This window comes from Streptomyces sp. NPDC051909 (genome assembly GCF_040681095.1).
In the GTDB taxonomy this organism is placed as follows: Bacteria; Actinomycetota; Actinomycetes; order Streptomycetales; family Streptomycetaceae; genus Streptomyces.
Window position 1 is genome coordinate 66616 of record NZ_JBFAYA010000005.1, and the last position, 15540, is coordinate 82155.

The following is a 15540-nucleotide window of genomic DNA, read 5'->3' on the forward strand; positions in this document are numbered from 1 at the left end:
TTTGCTATCCGATGCGGCCTCCTCCGCGCACCTCGACGTGGTCGTGGGGGTGGGGGCCCGGTCCGGGGTCGCCGTGGACGAGGTGCTCGGTCTGGTCGGTGCGGCGCTGCGGGAGGCGGGTCTCACGGGCGCGGCGGTGACGGCGCTCGCCACCCTCGACATACGGGCGGGCGAGCCGGGGATCGTCGGGGCGGCGGCCCGCCTCGGGGTGCCGCTGCGCGGGTTCGGGAGCACGGAGCTGGCCGGGGTGGCCGTACCGCATCCCTCCGAGCGGCCGCTGGCCGCGACGGGCACGGCGTCGGTGGCGGAGGCGGCGGCGCTGCGGGCGGCGGGGCCGGGGGCGGTGCTGGTGGTGCCGAAGCGGAAGAGCAGGCGTGTGACCTGCGCCATTGCCCGTTCCGTACCACTTCGCCCGAACGAAGTCTCCCCATGCGCACGGTTGTTGCCCGATACTCACGGGTACACCGGTGGCGAGCCCCACACTCGTCCCACCGGCACCATCCCCATCCCCTCCCCCCACACGACGGCGGCCATGGACATCGACACCTCTGCGGGCACCTCCGCTGACGCGCACGACCTCAGACACCACGGCGACGCCGAGGTCCGGGACGAGAAGCTGATCGACCTCGCGGTGAACGTGCGGACGAACACGCCGCCGGACTGGCTGCGGGAGCGGATCGCCGAGTCCCTGGCCGGTCTGGCGGCCTATCCGGACGGGCGGGCGGCGCGGGCGGCGGTCGCCGACCGGCACGATCTGCCGGCCCGGCGGGTGCTGCTCACGGCGGGCGCGGCCGAGGCGTTCGTGCTGCTCGCGCGGGCGCTGCCGGCCCGCCGGGCGGTGGTGGTGCATCCGCAGTTCACCGAGCCGGAGGCGGCGCTGCGGGACGCCGGGCACGCGGTGGAGCGGGTGCTGCTGCGCGAGGAGGACGGTTTCCGGTTCGATCCGGCGGCGGTGCCGGAGGACGCGGATCTGGTCGTCATCGGCAATCCGACGAATCCGACCTCCGTGCTGCACCCGGCGGCGGCGATCGCGTCGCTGGCCCGGCCCGGGCGGTGGCTGGTGGTCGACGAGGCGTTCATGGACGCGGTGCCGGGCGAGCGGGAGTCGCTCGCCTCGCGGACGGACGTGCCGGGTCTGGTGGTGCTGCGGAGCCTGACGAAGACCTGGGGTCTCGCGGGGCTGCGGATCGGCTATGTGCTGGCGGAGCCGGAGACGATCGCCGCCCTCGAACGCGTACAGCCGCTGTGGCCGGTGTCGACGCCGGCACTGGTGGCGGCGGAGGCGTGCATGGCGCCGGTGGCGCTGATGGAGGCGGAGGACGCGGCGCTCCGGATCGGGGTGGAGCGGGCGCACCTGCTCGCGGGGCTCGCGGAGTTCGACGAGGTGCGGGTGGTCGCGGCGGCGGAGGGGCCGTTCGTGCTGGTCCGGATCGAGGGCGCGGACGCGGTGCGGGACCGGCTGCGGCTCCTCGGCTTCGCGGTGCGGCGCGGGGACACCTTCCCGGGGCTCGACCGGCACTGGCTGCGGATCGCGGTGCGGGACCGGGTGACGACGAACCGCTTCCTGCAGGCGCTGGACCAGGCGCTGTTGCTGCTGGGCTGAGGGCTTCGGCCCCGGCCTCGATCCCGGCCTCGGTCTCGGTCCCGGTCTCGGTCCCGGCCTCGGAGAAGGGGGTGCCGGTGCGGCACCCCCTTCCTTCGCCCCCTGGTCGTTCCCCCTCGGGCCGGTCAGCCGCGCGCGCGGGCGCGGCCGCGGGCCAGGACCAGGGCGCCGCCGCCGACGCCGAGCAGTACGACCGCGCCGGCCGCGAGGTACGGGGTCACGGAGCTGCCGCCGGTCTCGGCGAGGTTCTGGGTCGGGGTGCCGCCGCCGTTCTGGGTGGTCACGCCCGTGTCGTGGCTCGGCCGGTCGGAGGGCTGGTCCGTGGGCTGCTGCGAGGGCTGCTCCGTCGGCTGCTCACTGGGCCGCCGGGTCGGCTCGCCACCGTGCGGGGTGGCGCAGGTGGCCTCGGCGAGGGTGACCTTGCCCTTGACCTCGGCGACGTTGAGCTTGAGCGGGTTGACCTCCACCGACAGTTCGAGGGCGGTGGCGGCGGCCGTGTTCGAGGTGGTGGAGGTACGGGAGAGGTCGAGGACGACCTCTCCGACACCCGGCACCGTGACCTTGGTCTGGCCGCCGGTGGACAGGGTGGTCTTCTTGCCGAGCACGGTGACGCTGCCGAGCAGGTTGGACTCGGCGACCGGGCGCTTGCCGGCCTCGCAGACGGCCTTGGAGGTGACCTTCTCGACCTCGACCAGGGAGAGCAGCGGCAGGCCGGGGACGTGCAGCCGAGCCTTGGCGAGGTTGACGTAGCCCTTGGCGGTCCTCCCCTCGACGGTCGCCTCGGAGGTCGCGACGTCCGCCTTGACCACGCTGACCGGTTTGCCGTTCTCGGCGCCCTCCACCCTGACGCTGAGCGCGGTCTTCTCGGCGCTGGCCGGGGCCTCGACCTCGTTGAGGGAGGCGCGCAGCGGGACGTTCACGGCCTTGTTGAGCAGGTTGACGTCGAGGCCGGTGCGCAGGACGACGGCGGTGGCGTGGCCTTCGCCGCCCTGCTCGCCGTCGCCGCCGGTGGCGTGGGCGGCGGGGGCCGCGAGGACCAGGGGTCCGACGGCGAGGGCGGCGACGGCGGTCGCGGCGGCGGTACGGCGTGCGGGCAGGCGGAAGGTGTTGCTGTTCAAGACGGTGGAACCCCCACGAGAGACATGGCGTCGCCAGGCCGCTCCCCACGGGGACTGTGGGTCACTGCGGCGCCGGCGACTCGAGACACCGGAATCTTTACGCACTGAGAGTGAACTGGCGGACACCTGGCGTGAGTTCACTCCAAAGGGTGGTTTCCGTGCCCATATTCGAATCTTTCGGCACAGGCGTTCTCGATTGCCCCGTCCGTCGCACGGTGTGCGAGCGCACAGGGGCGCACTCGGGGGTGTTCGGTGAAGGTGAGAACGATGCACGCCGGGCAGGCGTAACGGTTCGTCAATCTGTCGCCGCACCCACCCCCGCGTTCGCCCGCCGGGACTCCTGTAGATTAATTTAGGGCAGCCTAACCTAAGAACCAGCCCAAGAGCTGTTGATCTGATCGGGGTCGTACGCGTGAGCATCGAGGTCTTCCGGGACGCCTGGGGCGTACCGCATCTGCGTGCCGCCGACCCCCTCGAACTGGCCCGCGCCCAGGGCCTGGTGACCGCCCGGGACCGGGCCTGGCAGCTGGAGGTCGAGCGGCACCGGGCACAGGGCACGAGCGCCGCCTTCCTGGGCGCGGCGGAGACCGGCTGGGACGTCTTCGTACGGCAGGCGCGGCTCGCCGACACCGCGCGCCGCTGCCACGACCGGCTGGACGCGGAGACCGCGGCCTGGGTGCGGGCGTACGTGGACGGGGTCAACGAGGGCCTCGCGCCGGGCGCCCGGCGCGCGCCCGAGTTCGCGGCGACCGGGCTGCGGCCGGGCCGCTGGGAGCCCTGGACGCCGCTGGCGGTGTGGCTCTCCACCCACATCCTCTTCGCCGGCTTCCCCACCAAGCTGTGGCGCGACCGGGTCGCGGCGCGGCTGGGCGAGGAGTGGACGGAGCTCTTCGCCGCCGACGGCCCGGGCACGGCCGGCTCCAACGGCTGGCTGCTCTCCGGCGCGCGGACGGCGAGCGGCGCCCCGCTCGTCGCCGGCGACCCGCACCGCTTCATCGAGGCACCCGGCGTCTACCAGCAGATCCGCCTCGCCTGCCCCGACCACGACGTCCTCGGCCTCGCCGTCCCCGGCGTCCCCGGACTCGCCCACTTCGGCCACGCCGGCCGGGTCGCCTGGGCCATCACCAACGCCATGGCCGACTACCAGGACCTCTACCGCGAGCGCCTGCGCCGGCTGCCCGACGGACGGATCGAGGCGCTCGGCCCGCACGGCTGGGAACCGGCCACCGCGCACACCGAGACGGTACGGGTGAAGGACGCGGCCGACGCGGTGCGCGTCGAGGTGGTGGAGACTGCTCGGGGCCCGGTGATCATCGGAGCGGAGCGCGCCTTCGGCGCCGGGGGCGGGGAGCAGGCGGGCGGGGCCCAGGCCGCGGGCGGCGGCGCACGCCGCCGTGCCGGCCAGGCCGGCACGGCCAACGGCACAGGCGGCGGCACAGGCGGCGGCGCAGGCGCCTGCACAGGCTCGGCCGGGCCGGAGGGCTTCACCGTGGACGCCGACTCGGGTCCGTCCGCCCGGGCGGACGCCTCCGGCGTCGTCGAGTGGGAGGCGATCAGTCTGCGCCACCCGCCGCGCGTCACCGGCGAGTTGGGCTTCGCCGCGCTGCCCGCGCTGCTGCGGGCGCGGAGTGTCGGGGATGTGGACCGGGCGCTCGGCCCCTGGGTGGAGCCGGTGAACGTGGTCCAGGCGGCCGATGCGGACGGCGGTCTGCTGCACCGGGTCGCCGGACACGTCCCGGTGCGGGACCGGGCCAACGCGCTGCGGGTGGTGCCCGCGTGGGAGGCCCGGTACGTCTGGGCGGACGCGCCCGCACCCCTGCCCCGCGCCGAGGTCGGCGCCGAGGGGTACGCGGTGATGGCCAACGCGCGCGGGCTGGCCGCGCCGCTGGGCGTCGAGTTCGCCCCGCCGCACCGCGCCGAGCGGATCGCCGCGCTCCTGGCGGCCTCCGACACCTGGACCCCGGCCGCGACCGCCGCCGTGCACACCGACACCGACAACCCGTCCGCCCGGCGGCTCCTGGAGCGGATCGGCGCCACCGACGAGGCGGCGCTCTCCCCCGCCGCCCGCCGGGTGCGGGCCGCGCTGCTCGGCTGGGACCGGCGGATGGACGCCGACAGCACGGACGCCGGGCGCTACGCGGCGGTGCGGGGCGCGGTCGTACGCCGGATCACCGCCCACGACGCCTTCGCGGAGCTGCGCGAACCCGCCCCGTATCCCGAACTGTTCCGGCCCTGGCTGGCGCTCGGCCCGCGGGTCGGGCTCGCCCTGGAGACCTTGCTGACCGGCGGGCCGGTGCCGGACGCCGATCTCGCGCGGATCGTGCGCGAGGCCCTGGAGGAGGTCGCCGCCGGGGACCCGCCGCCCGCGTGGGGCGTGACGCACCGGCTCGCGCCCTGGCAGGCGCTGCCGGACGAGGACGACGGGTCCTGGCCGGGTCTGTCCGGGGACCACGACTGCGTGCTCTCGACCTCCAGCGTGCCCGGATACACCGACCGCAGCGCCCGGGCCTCCGCCGCCCGCTACGTGTGGGACCTGGCGGACCGCGAACGCAGCCGGTGGATCGTGCCGTTCGGCGCCTCCGGCGTACCCGGCGACCCGCACCACCGCGAACAGCTCCCCCTGTGGCTGCGGGGCGAGCTCGCCCCCGTCACCACCGACTGGACCCGCCTCGTGAAGGAAGACCTCGTGAGGGAAGACAAGGAAGTCAACGACCATGAGCAGGACTGAGTACACACGGACCGTCGAGGGTTTCGGCACCGTCCGCGTCGACCGGATCGACCCCGAGGCCGACGCCCCGCTGATCCACTCCTGGGTGAACGAGGAGCGGGCCCGCTTCTGGGGCATGAACGGCGCCACCGTCGAGCAGGTGCGGGAGATCTACGCGCACCTCGACTCGCTCACCACCCACCACGGCTTCCTGGTACGCCGCGACGGGGTGCCGGTCGGGCTCTTCCAGACGTACGACCCCGAGGCCGACCGGGTCTCCGAGTGCTACGAGGTCCGGCCGGGCGACATCGGCGTACACCTCTTCCTGGCCCCCTCGGCCGCCGCGCCGGAGCAGGGCTTCACCGGTGCGCTGCTCGTCGCCCTGCTGGACTTCGCGCTCATCGGCCGCAGCCGGATCGTGGGCGAGCCGGACGCCGCCAACGAGAGGGCGGTCGCCCGGCTGGTGCGGGCAGGTTTCGAGCTCGGCCCGGAGGTCGTGCTGCCCGAGGTGGACCTGCCGGAGGTGTTCATCCCGGAGAAGCGGGCGCGGCTCGCCTTCTACACCAAGGGCTGACCAGCAGTCAGGCGGTCAGCCGATCACCCGGCCGTCGACGACGACCCGCCGCGGGGCCGCGAGGACCCGGACGTCCGCGCGCGGGTCCTCGCCGTAGACGACGAGGTCGGCCGGGGCGCCCTCGGTCAGGCCGGGGCGGCCCAGCCAGTCGCGGGCCCGCCAGGCCGTCGCGGACAGCGCGTCCAGGGCGGGGATGCCGGCCCGGGTCAGCTCCTCGACCTCGGCGGCGACCAGGCCGTGCGGGAGCGAGCCGCCCGCGTCGGTGCCGACGAAGACCGGGATGCCCGCGTCCCAGGCGGCGCGCACCGTGTCGTACCGGCGCTCGTACAGCCGCCGCATGTGCGCCGACCAGCGCGGGAACTTGGCCTCGCCGCCGTCCGCGAGATGCGGGAAGGTCGCGATGTTGACCAGGGTGGGGACGATGGCGACACCGCGCTCGGCGAAGAGCGGGATGGTGTCCTCGGTGAGTCCGGTGGCGTGCTCGACGCAGTCGATGCCCGCCTCGACCAGGTCGCGCAGCGAGTCCTCGGCGAAGCAGTGCGCGGTGACCCGGGCGCCGAGCCGGTGCGCCTCGGCGATGGCGGCCTCGACCTCGGCGCGCGGCCAGGACGGGGAGAGGTCGCCGAGGTCGCGGTCGATCCAGTCGCCGACCAGCTTGACCCAGCCGTCGCCGCGCCGGGCCTCGCGGCCGACGTACGCGACGAGCTCGTCGGGCTCGATCTCGTGGGCGTAGTTGCGGATGTAGCGGCGGGTGCGGGCGATGTGCCGGCCGGCCCGGATGATCTTCGGCAGGTCCTCGCGGTCGTCGATCCAGCGGGTGTCGGAGGGCGAGCCCGCGTCGCGGATGAGCAGCGTGCCGGCGTCCCGGTCGGTGAGCGCCTGCTTCTCGGCGGCGTCGGCGTCGACCGCGCCGTGCTTGTCGAGCCCGACGTGGCAGTGCGCGTCGACCAGGCCGGGCAGCGCCCAGCCCTCGACGGTCAGTGCCCGGCCGGCGACGGCGGCCGGGGGCCGCTCGAAGGTGATCCGCCCGTCGACGCACCACAGCTCGTCCCGTACGTCCTCCGGGCCGACGAGCACCCGCCCCTTCACATGCAGCACCGCGTGATCGCTCATACCGGCACTCTACGAGCCGTGTCGAGCGGGCAGGTCACGGGCGCCAGTCGGCCTCCAGGTCGTGCGAGTCGGTCTTGGTGAGCTGGGTGAGCGCGGTGCCGTCGCCCCGTACCAGGAAGAGGTGCTCGGGGTCCGCGTCGTCGGCGCCGCCCCGGGTGAAGACCAGGCGCCTGCCGTCCGGCGACCAGGAGGGGTACTTGTCGTTGGCCCGGGCCGAGGTGATGCGGTTCTCGCCCGTGCCGTCGGGGCGGATGACGTAGAGGTGGGCGAAGCCGGTGGAGTCCACCCGGCTGAAGACGATCCGGTTGCCGCGCGACCAGTCGGGCGTCCAGTCCTGGGAGCCGGCCGCGGTGATCGGATTCTGGGCCAGGGTGGACAGTTGGATCCGCATCAGCCGGCTGTGCCCGGACGCGTCCGCGCGACTGAACGCCAGGTGTGCGCCGTCCGGGGACCACGTCGGGTGGTACTCGTCCTCGGTGGTGAAGGTCAGGCGCGTGGCGGACGTGCCGTCGACGTCGGCCGCGTAGATCTCGCGCTCGGTACCGACCGGCTTGGAGTAGGCGATCCTCTTTCCGTCCGGCGACCACGCCGGGTCGGAGGCGCCCTCGGTGCCGGGCACGGGCTTGAGGTCGCCGCCGGTGCTCTTCATCGTCCAGATGCCGTCGATCGCTCCCCCGGAGCCGTACCGGAGGAACGCCACCCGCTTGCCGTCCGGGGACCAGCTGGGCATCACGTCGCTGACGGTCGGGGTGGCGGTGAGCTTGACGGCCGCGCCGCCGAGCGGGGAGATCGTGTAGAGGTCCTCGATCGAGTCCGTCGCCGTGTAGCGGGCGAAGACGATGGGGCGGCTGATCACCAAGCGCTCGAGCGCGGGGTTCGACGGCCGCGGAATCGGGGTCCATTCCGTCGAGGCAAGGGTCGTCAGTCCGGCAGGTCCCGTCGTCGCGGCCGGTTCGGCCGGTCCCGTGCGTCCCGTCGCGCCCCCTGTCGCCTCCCCGCCGACGGCCAGCGGCGCCGCCAGGGCCAGCGCCGCGGCGGCCACGACGGCCGCCAGCGCGGCCCGCCGGCCGCGCGCCCTGCCGTACCCGGCTTCTCCGGTCTCTCCGGCGTCTCCGGTCTTTCCGTTCTCTCTGCCGGCACTGTCCGTCATGGTGTCCACCCCGTCTTCCCTCCCGGCGGCGCGCCCGAGTGCGGCCGCTGCGGCCCGTAACATCCCACCGCCGCGGCCCGGCGGGAAGCGGCCGGGCCCCACGATGCATGCCCTGTGACACGTTCCGTACAGCGCTGTCACACGCGGCGCCGGTCGCGACGACGCTGCGTTCCCCGGCCGGGGTGGACGCCTCCGAGCTGGTCGCGAAGGCGCTGGCCGCCGACCCGTCGCTGCCGCTGGTCGCGGGGGGCGGTGCGCTGGCGAAGGAGATGATCCGGGTGAACCACTACGGGGTGGACGCGGCGCCCGGCGTGGTGCAGTCCTCGCTCGCGGCGCTCGGCGCGGCCCTCGCGGAGACGGGCCGCGCCGTGGACCTGGAGGGCGCGCGCCGGGCGGTCACGGAGGCCTGGACCGCCTGACGCGCCCCGAGCGCCGTTACAGCGCCGGGTAGTCGGTGTAGCCGCGGTGGTCGCCGCCGAAGAAGGTGGCGGTGTCGGGGGTGTTGTACGGTCCGTCGGCCCGGAGGCGGGCCGGCAGGTCGGGGTTGGCGAGGAACAGGGCGCCGTACGCCAGGATGTCGGCGGTGCCGTCCTCGATCAGGGTCAGGGCCTCGGGGCCGGTCGGGCCCTCGGTGGCCGGGTTGAGCACGAGGGTGCCGGTGAACAGCTTGCGCAGGGTCTGGGTGAGTTCGCGGACCTCGGGCGCCGGCTCGGTGACGTGCAGGTAGGCGATGCCGATCGGGTTGATCGCGGCGACGAGCGCGGGGTACACCTCGGCGGTGTCGGTCTCGGCGATGTCGTTGTAGACGTTGGCCGGGGAGATCCGCAGTCCGGTGCGCTCGGGGCCGATGGCGTCGGCGACGGCCTTGACGACCTCGACGGCGAAGCGGATGCGGTTCTCGACGGAGCCGCCCCACTCGTCGGTGCGGTGGTTGGTGTTGGTGGCCAGGAACTGGTGCACCAGGTAGCCGTTGGCGCCGTGGATCTCGACGCCGTCGAAGCCGGCCTCGACGGCGTTGCGGGCGGCGGCGGCGAAGCCCTCGACGGTCTCGCGGATCTCCTCGGCGGTGAGCTCGCGCGGGGCCTCGAAGTCCTTCATGCCGGGGCCGGCGAAGAGCTGTCCGGCCGGGGTGACGGCGGAGGGGCCGACGGGGTGGAGGCCGTCGCCGAGGACCTCGGGGTGGCTGATCCGGCCGGCGTGCATGAGCTGGGCGAAGATCGTGCCGCCGCGGGCGTGGACGGCGTCGGTGACCTCGCGCCAGGCGGCGACCTGTTCGGCGCTGTGCAGTCCGGGGGTGTCGGGGTAGCCCTGGCCGACGGCGGTGGGCTGCACGCCCTCGGTGATGATCAGACCGGCCGACGCGCGCTGGGCGTAGTACTCGGCGGTGAGCCGGGTGGGGATGCGGCGCTCGCTCTCGGCCCGGCTGCGGGTCATGGGGGCCATGGCGATGCGGTTGGCGAGCCGCGTGCCGGCGAGGTCGATGGGGTCGAAGGCGGTGGTCATGGCGGCCCTCCCGGGGCATATGTGGTCGACCAAGTATTTATGTGGTCGGCCAACCATAAATATGTGGTCGACCAATGATTTGCTGCGGGCTCCACTGTAACCCATTCCTTGGCCGACCAAGCTAATCTGGAGACCAGCACCCTGGAGGAGAGCCCCCGTGTCCGGAACCGAACCCTTCTGTACCCACCCCGCCACCGACGGCCTGCCGTCGGCGGCCCGCGGCGGGCCGGCCAGCCACGCACTGTCCCGGGTGGCCCGGCTGCACCGGATCGCGGCGGCGCGGCTGCTCAAGGAGGCGGACCTCTATCCGGGCCAGGAGTTCTTGATGATGGCCCTCTGGGACTGCGGGCCGGTGCGCCAGTCGGCGCTGATCCAGTCGCTGGGGCTCGACCCGTCGACGGTCACGAAGATGCTCCAGCGCTTGGAGCAGTGCGGCCATGTGCGCCGCCGGCCGGACCCGGACGACCGGCGGGCCGTGCTGGTCGAGCCGACGGAGGAGGGCGAGGCCCTGCGGGCACGGGTCGAGGCCGCCTGGGCGGCTCTGGAGGCGCGCACCCTGGCCGGGCTCGACGCCGATGACCGCGCGCAGCTGACCCGGCTGCTCGCCCGCCTGGAGGAGAACCTGTGCGGCGAGGCGGGCGAGTGCGGGCCGGAGAACCGCTGACGCCCCCGGGTCAGGCGGCGAGGAGCTCCAGGGCCCGGTCGACGTCGGCCGAGGAGTTGTAGAGGTGGAAGGAGGCCCGCAGGTTCCCGGCGCGGGCCGAGAGCAGCACGCCCGCCCCGCGCAGCGCCTCCGCGCGGTCGCCCATGCCCGGCACGCTCACGACCGTCGAGTCGTCGGCGACCGCCGGGTGCCCGAGCGCGGCGAGCCCGGCCCGGAAGCGGGCCGCGAGGGCCTTGTCGTGGGCCTCGATCCGCTCGATGCCGATCTCCTCCAGGAGGGCCAGCGAGCGGGCCGCGCCGTGGTACGAGAGGAAGGCCGGCGGCTCGTCGAACCGGCGTGCGGAGCGCGCGAGTTCGCGCACCGGGCCGTAGTTGTTGCCCCACAGCTCCTCGCCGGTGGTCCAGCCCGCGTGGATGGGCAGCAGCGCGTCCTGCGCCTCGGCCGTGACGGTGAGGAAGGACGCCCCGCGCGGGCAGAGCAGGTACTTGTAGCCGCCGGAGACGGTGAAGTCCCACTCCCCCGCGTACAGCGGCAGCCAGCCCGCGGACTGGGTGGCGTCGAGCAGGGTACGGGCGCCGTGCGCGGCCGCGGCGGCGCGCAGGGCCGCGAAGTCGGCGGTGCGGCCGTCCGCCGACTGCACGGAGGAGAAGGCGACGAGCGCGGTCTCCGGCCGTACGGACTCGGCGAGCCGGTCAAGGGGCACGAAGCGGGTCTTCAGGTCGCCGCGGACCGTGAAGGGGGTGATGACGGAGGAGAAGTCGCCCTCGGGGAAGAGGATCTCGGCCCCGGCCGGCATGGACTGCGCCACCATGCCGACATGGACGGAGACGGAGCTGCCGACCGCGACGCGGTCGGGGGTGGTGTGCGCGAGCCGGGCGAAGGCGGCCCGGGCCTCGTCGACCACCTCGAAGTCGCCGGCGCCGCCCGGGCGCCCGTCGGCGGTCTCCTCGGCGAGCGCCGTGACCGCGTCGATCGTGCGGCGGGGCAGCAGCCCGCAGGCGGAGGTGTTGAGATAGGTCTGCTTCGGGGCGAACTCGGCTCCGCCCAGCGGCTCCAGGCGGTCCGGACGGTCCAGGTGTTCCACGGATTCCATGGGACAAGACTGGATTCCCCACGATCTCACGTCAATTGCGATAGATCATGGGGAATTCCCAAGCAATCCTTATGGGTGGGCGCTCAGCAGTTGCCGCCGTCGACGTCGCAGGCGGCGGCGTCGCCGCCCACCGGCTGCAGGGCGCGGCCCTGCCAGGCCTGCTCCAGGGCCTGGGTGAAGACCTCGGCGGGCTGGCCGCCGGACACCCCGTAGCGCCGGTCGAGGACGAAGAACGGCACGCCGTTCGCCCCGAGTTCGGCCGCCTCGCGCTCGTCGGCCCGTACGGCGTCGGCGTACGCGGTGGGGTCGGCGAGCACCTCGCGCGCCTCGGCCTCGTCGAGACCGGCCTCGACCGCGAGGGTCACCAGGGTCTCGTCGTCGAAGACGGAGCGCTCCTCGGCGAAGTTGGCCCGGTAGGCCAGGTCGAGCAGCTCGTTCTGCCGGCCGCGCTCCTTGGCCAGGTGCAGCAGACGGTGGATGTCGAAGGTGTTGCCGTGGTCGCGGCCCTCCGTGCGGTAGCCGAGGCCCTCGGAGTGGGCGTTGCCGGCGACGTGCGCCTCCATGGCGCGGGCCTCGTCGAGGCTGCGCCCGTACTTCTGCGCGAGCATCTGGAGGACCGGGCCGGTGTCGCCCTTGGCGCGGTGCGGGTCGAGCTCGAAGGAGCGGTGCACGACCTCGACCTCGTCGCAGTGGGCGAAGGCCGCGAGCCCTTTCTCGAAGCGGGCCTTGCCGATGTAGCACCAGGGGCAGGCGATGTCGCTCCAGATCTCGACGCGCATGGGTGGCTTCTCCTACGGGGGGGTTCGGTGGTGCGGGTCTTCCGTGACGGGAACGCCCCCGCCCGCCGTTTTCATTCCGCCGCGGCCGCCGGTGTGAGCGGGCGCACCTCCGGCCGCCCCCGGGGCTGCGCGACGGCCCTACTCCCCCGCGTCCCGCAGCTCCGGCGGCAGCAGGTGCCGCGGCGTCGACTGGTAGGTGACCGGGCGCAGCCAGCGCTCGATCGCGGTGCCGCCGACCGAGGTGGAGAGGGAGGTGGTGGCCGGGTAGGGGCCGCCGTGGTGCTGTGCGTCGGCGACGGCGACGCCGGTCGGCCAGCCGTTGACGAGGATCCGGCCGGCCAGCGGGGTGAGGGCGGCGAGCAGGCCGGCGGCGTCGGGGTCCTCGTCGGCCGTCTGCAGGGTGGCGGTGAGGTTGCCGGGCAGCAGCCCGAGGACCGTGCCGGCCTCCTCGCGCGAGGTGTAGCGGGCGACGACGGTCACCGGGCCGAAGCACTCCTCCAGGAGGGCCGCGTGGCCGCCCTCGGCCAGCGGGCCGGCGTCGGTGACGAGGACTCCGCCGCTGACGGTGTGCTCGCCGCCGGCGCCCGGGGTGACGGGCACGGTGACGCCCGGCAGGGCCGCCCGCTCGCGCACGCCGTCGAGGAAGGCGTCCCGCATCCGGTGGTCGAGCATCACGCCGGGCTCGGTCTCGCTCACGGCGCCCGTGAGCGCGGCCACGAACCGGTCGCCCGCCTCGCCGGCGGGCGCCAGGACGAAGCCGGGCTTGGTGCAGAACTGGCCCTGCCCCAGGGTCATGGAGGCGGCAAGACCCGCGCCGATCTCCTCGGCCCGCTCGGCCGCGGCGGCCTCGGTGATCACCACGGGGTTGAGCGAACCGAGTTCGCCGTGGAAGGGGATGGGTACGGGGCGGGCGGCGGCGGCGTCGAAGAGCGCCCGGCCGCCCCGTACCGAACCGGTGAAGCCGGCGGCGGCGACCAGCGGGTGCCGGACGAGTTCCGTGCCCGCGTCGAAGCCGTGCACGAGCCGGACGACGTCCTCGGGCAGTCCGCTCTCGGCGGCGGCCTTGCGCAGCAGCGCGGCGCACAGTTCGGAGGTGGCCGGGTGGTCGGGGTGCGCCTTGATCACCACGGGGCAGCCGGCGGCCAGCGCGCTCGCGGTGTCGCCGCCGGGGACGGAGAAGGCGAGCGGGAAGTTGCTCGCCGCGTAGACGGCGACGACGCCGAGCGGGACCTTCATGCGCCGCAGGTCGGGCGTGGGCGGGGTGGTCGTCGGGTCGGGACGGGAGATCCGCACGTCCAGGAAGGCGCCGTCCTCGGCGATGGCGGCGAAGTAGCGCAACTGGGCGGTGGTGCGGGCGAGTTCCCCGGTGAGCCGGACCGGCCCGAGGGCGGTCTCGGCGTCGGCGGCCTCGACGACCCGGTCGCGGGCCGCGTCGAGGAGATCGGCGGCGGCGCGCAGCAGCCGGGCCCGCGCCCCGCGGTCGGCGAGGGCTTCGCGGGTGGCGTACGCGGCCCGTACGGCCGCGTCGACCTCGGCCGCGTCGGCCTCCACGGCGACCTGCTCCCGCGCCTTCCCCGTCCGGGGGTCCACACTCCACACTGGTGCTGCCACGACACGCCCCTCGCCCACGTTGTTCGCTATTCTGAACGCGGTCCCTGTAGGTGAATCCGACATCGGGACTCTAGGGACGGCCGAGCCGTCTCCACAAGGGGGTTCCGGAAGGCCGGGCGGAGCAGGAGGCCGGGCGGGACCAAGGGCGAGGGACGACAAGGGGCGAGGGGCGATGGCGACGAGCGACGCCGGTGGGGCGCAGGTCAAGTCCGCGGTGCGGACGGTGGAGTTGCTGGAGTACTTCGCCGGGCGGCCGGGCATGCACTCGCTCGCCGCCGTCCAGGAGGCCGTCGGCTATCCGAAGTCGAGCCTGTACATGCTGCTGCGCACCCTGGTCGAGCTGGGCTGGGTGGAGACCGACGCGACCGGCACGCGGTACGGCATCGGGGTGCGCGCGCTGCTCGTCGGCACGTCGTACATCGACGGCGACGAGGTGGTGGCCGCCGCCCGTCCCACCCTCGACCGGCTGTCCGACGACACCACCGAGACCATCCACCTGGCGCGGCTCGACGGCACCAACGTGGTCTATCTGGCGACCCGCCAGTCCCAGCACTACCTGCGCCCGTTCACCCGGGTGGGCCGCCGGCTACCGGCCCACTCGACCTCCCTGGGCAAGGCGCTGCTCGCCACCCACAGCGACGAGCAGGTCCGCAAGCTGCTGCCGGAGACGCTGCCCGCGCTCACCGAGCACACCGTCACCGACCGCGAGCGGCTGATCGAGGAGCTGCGGGTGATCCGCGAGCAGGGCTTCGCGGTGGACCGCGAGGAGAACACCCTGGGCCTGCGCTGCTTCGGCATCGCGATCCCCTACCGCACCCCGTCCCGCGACGCGATCAGCTGCTCGGTGCCGGTGGCCCGGCTCACCCCGGGGCACGAACAGCTCATCAAGGACGCTCTGTTCGACGCCCGCGACCGGCTGACGCTGGCGACCCGGCGGCTCTGACGCGCGGCGGGGTCCAGCGGCCTCAGCCGATCCAGACCACCAGGCGCACGTTGTCGTCCCCGTACTCGGCGGCCAGCGTGCGCATGGTGTCCCATACCGGGGCCCACCTGCCGTCCGGCGGAGCGAACATCCGGGCGGTGATGACGACCCGGCGGTACACGGACCCGTTCAGCGCGACCTCACCGCCCTCCGGCCATTCCCACGGGCACAGTTCTTCGCCGAAGACCTCGTCGGCCGCGCGGTCCACCTCGTCCGGAATCCAGACGATGTCGTGAAAGACCGGCTCGCCGTCCGGACCCGGCCGCCACTCGCCGACCCAGGGGCCGACGGGGCCGTCGCACAGCGGCGCGTCCCAGTCGGCGACCGCGACCTCGGCCCAGGTGACGTACGAATGGGTGTGGTTGATGTCGTCGTCGGGGATGTGGTCGGCGGCGTCCGCCGGCAGCCCACGGAGCCCGAACAGCTCCCGTACGGTCCCGAGGCCCCCGCCGTAGCCGAACAGGACCTCGCGCGCGTACGACTCCCGCCAGAGGCCGAAGTCGCAGAGCCAGGCCTTGTCCTCCCACCCCCCGCCGGCCGCCCGCGCCTCGATCACGCCTTCGATGTCGGTCCCCATGGGCGCCGATGCTACGTCGGACCCACCTCCCTCTCCCCCGCGCGGCGGAGACGGTTCGCCGTCCGG

Annotated in this window: 13 protein-coding genes and 1 pseudogene; 6 read left to right on the top strand and 8 right to left on the bottom strand. The window is 74.3% G+C overall.

Annotated elements, in window-relative coordinates; all coding sequences use genetic code 11:
* The first annotated feature begins 1 nt into the window (after position 1).
* Positions 2 to 1603 (top strand): Rv2231c family pyridoxal phosphate-dependent protein CobC, encoded by a 1602-nt coding sequence (cobC, locus tag AB0M18_RS09780; protein WP_365756308.1) that lies wholly within the window; start codon positions 2 to 4, stop codon positions 1601 to 1603.
* 125 nt (positions 1604 to 1728) lie between these two features.
* Here cobC and AB0M18_RS09785 read toward each other — a convergent pair whose 3' ends face one another.
* Positions 1729 to 2721, bottom strand: coding sequence for an SCO1860 family LAETG-anchored protein (locus AB0M18_RS09785; protein ID WP_365756309.1), 993 nt, complete (start codon positions 2719 to 2721; stop codon positions 1729 to 1731).
* 412 nt (positions 2722 to 3133) lie between these two features.
* On the opposite strand from AB0M18_RS09785, the gene AB0M18_RS09790 reads away from it, so the two are divergent.
* Positions 3134 to 5449 carry a penicillin acylase family protein gene (locus tag AB0M18_RS09790; RefSeq protein ID WP_365756310.1) on the top strand — a complete coding sequence of 772 codons (2316 nt, stop codon included), beginning with the start codon at positions 3134 to 3136 and terminating at the stop codon, positions 5447 to 5449.
* The gene (locus AB0M18_RS09795; RefSeq protein WP_365756311.1) at positions 5436 to 6002 is read left to right on the top strand and encodes a GNAT family N-acetyltransferase; all 567 of its coding nucleotides are present in this window, start codon (positions 5436 to 5438) and stop codon (positions 6000 to 6002) included. Before AB0M18_RS09790 ends, AB0M18_RS09795 begins: the two co-directional genes overlap by 14 nt.
* 15 nt (positions 6003 to 6017) lie before the next feature.
* Here the strand turns inward: AB0M18_RS09795 and AB0M18_RS09800 are convergent, their stop codons facing one another.
* Together AB0M18_RS09800 and AB0M18_RS09805 are read right to left on the bottom strand one after the other, a co-directional pair.
* Positions 6018 to 7115, bottom strand: coding sequence for an amidohydrolase family protein (locus tag AB0M18_RS09800; protein WP_365756312.1), 1098 nt, complete (start codon positions 7113 to 7115; stop codon positions 6018 to 6020).
* A gap of 34 nt (positions 7116 to 7149) precedes the next feature.
* The gene (locus AB0M18_RS09805) at positions 7150 to 8265 is read right to left on the bottom strand and encodes a hypothetical protein (protein WP_365756313.1); all 1116 of its coding nucleotides are present in this window, start codon (positions 8263 to 8265) and stop codon (positions 7150 to 7152) included.
* 143 nt (positions 8266 to 8408) lie between these two features.
* Here AB0M18_RS09805 and AB0M18_RS09810 point away from each other — a divergent pair.
* Positions 8409 to 8684 (top strand): annotated as a pseudogene (locus AB0M18_RS09810) (alanine--glyoxylate aminotransferase family protein); the annotation flags it as partial.
* A gap of 16 nt (positions 8685 to 8700) precedes the next feature.
* On the opposite strand, the gene AB0M18_RS09815 reads toward AB0M18_RS09810, so the two are convergent.
* Positions 8701 to 9768, bottom strand: a complete 1068-nt coding sequence (locus AB0M18_RS09815; protein WP_365756314.1) for an alkene reductase — start codon at positions 9766 to 9768, stop codon at positions 8701 to 8703.
* Between the two features lie 157 nt (positions 9769 to 9925).
* Between AB0M18_RS09815 and AB0M18_RS09820 the strand changes: the two genes are divergently transcribed.
* Positions 9926 to 10432, top strand: coding sequence for a MarR family winged helix-turn-helix transcriptional regulator (locus AB0M18_RS09820; protein ID WP_365756315.1), 507 nt, complete (start codon positions 9926 to 9928; stop codon positions 10430 to 10432).
* A 10-nt stretch (positions 10433 to 10442) separates the two neighbouring features.
* On the opposite strand, the gene AB0M18_RS09825 is transcribed toward AB0M18_RS09820, so the two are convergent.
* The 3 genes from AB0M18_RS09825 to AB0M18_RS09835 all read right to left on the bottom strand — a co-directional run bounded on the left by AB0M18_RS09825 (position 10443) and on the right by AB0M18_RS09835 (position 13978).
* On the bottom strand, positions 10443 to 11525 hold the full coding sequence (locus AB0M18_RS09825) for an aminotransferase class V-fold PLP-dependent enzyme (RefSeq protein WP_365756316.1): 1083 nt from the start codon (positions 11523 to 11525) through the stop codon (positions 10443 to 10445).
* 83 nt (positions 11526 to 11608) lie between these two features.
* On the bottom strand, positions 11609 to 12304 hold the full coding sequence (locus AB0M18_RS09830) for a DsbA family oxidoreductase (RefSeq protein ID WP_365756317.1): 696 nt from the start codon (positions 12302 to 12304) through the stop codon (positions 11609 to 11611).
* A 138-nt stretch (positions 12305 to 12442) separates the two neighbouring features.
* The gene (locus AB0M18_RS09835; protein WP_365756318.1) at positions 12443 to 13978 is read right to left on the bottom strand and encodes an aldehyde dehydrogenase (NADP(+)); all 1536 of its coding nucleotides are present in this window, start codon (positions 13976 to 13978) and stop codon (positions 12443 to 12445) included.
* Between the two features lie 109 nt (positions 13979 to 14087).
* On the opposite strand from AB0M18_RS09835, the gene AB0M18_RS09840 reads away from it, so the two are divergent.
* Complete coding sequence (locus AB0M18_RS09840) at positions 14088 to 14858, top strand: IclR family transcriptional regulator (protein WP_365756319.1); 771 nt, start codon at positions 14088 to 14090, stop codon at positions 14856 to 14858.
* A 22-nt stretch (positions 14859 to 14880) separates the two neighbouring features.
* Here AB0M18_RS09840 and AB0M18_RS09845 read toward each other — a convergent pair whose 3' ends face one another.
* Positions 14881 to 15474 carry a hypothetical protein gene (locus AB0M18_RS09845; protein WP_365756320.1) on the bottom strand — a complete coding sequence of 198 codons (594 nt, stop codon included), beginning with the start codon at positions 15472 to 15474 and terminating at the stop codon, positions 14881 to 14883.
* Positions 15475 to 15540 lie beyond the last annotated feature (66 nt).

What these genes read in the sequence shown, in the direction of transcription:
- AB0M18_RS09815 (WP_365756314.1), bottom strand. Translation starts at nt 9,768, where the DNA reads ATGACCACCGCCTTCGACCCCATCGACCTCGCCGGCACGCGGCTCGCC.
- AB0M18_RS09845 (WP_365756320.1), bottom strand. Translation starts at nt 15,474, where the DNA reads ATGGGGACCGACATCGAAGGCGTGATCGAGGCGCGGGCGGCCGGCGGG.
- AB0M18_RS09795 (WP_365756311.1), top strand. Translation starts at nt 5,436, where the DNA reads ATGAGCAGGACTGAGTACACACGGACCGTCGAGGGTTTCGGCACCGTC.
- AB0M18_RS09825 (WP_365756316.1), bottom strand. Translation starts at nt 11,525, where the DNA reads ATGGAATCCGTGGAACACCTGGACCGTCCGGACCGCCTGGAGCCGCTG.
- AB0M18_RS09805 (WP_365756313.1), bottom strand. Translation starts at nt 8,265, where the DNA reads ATGACGGACAGTGCCGGCAGAGAGAACGGAAAGACCGGAGACGCCGGA.
- AB0M18_RS09840 (WP_365756319.1), top strand. Translation starts at nt 14,088, where the DNA reads ATGGCGACGAGCGACGCCGGTGGGGCGCAGGTCAAGTCCGCGGTGCGG.
- AB0M18_RS09800 (WP_365756312.1), bottom strand. Translation starts at nt 7,115, where the DNA reads ATGAGCGATCACGCGGTGCTGCATGTGAAGGGGCGGGTGCTCGTCGGC.
- AB0M18_RS09835 (WP_365756318.1), bottom strand. Translation starts at nt 13,978, where the DNA reads ATGTCGGATTCACCTACAGGGACCGCGTTCAGAATAGCGAACAACGTG.
- AB0M18_RS09830 (WP_365756317.1), bottom strand. Translation starts at nt 12,304, where the DNA reads ATGCGCGTCGAGATCTGGAGCGACATCGCCTGCCCCTGGTGCTACATC.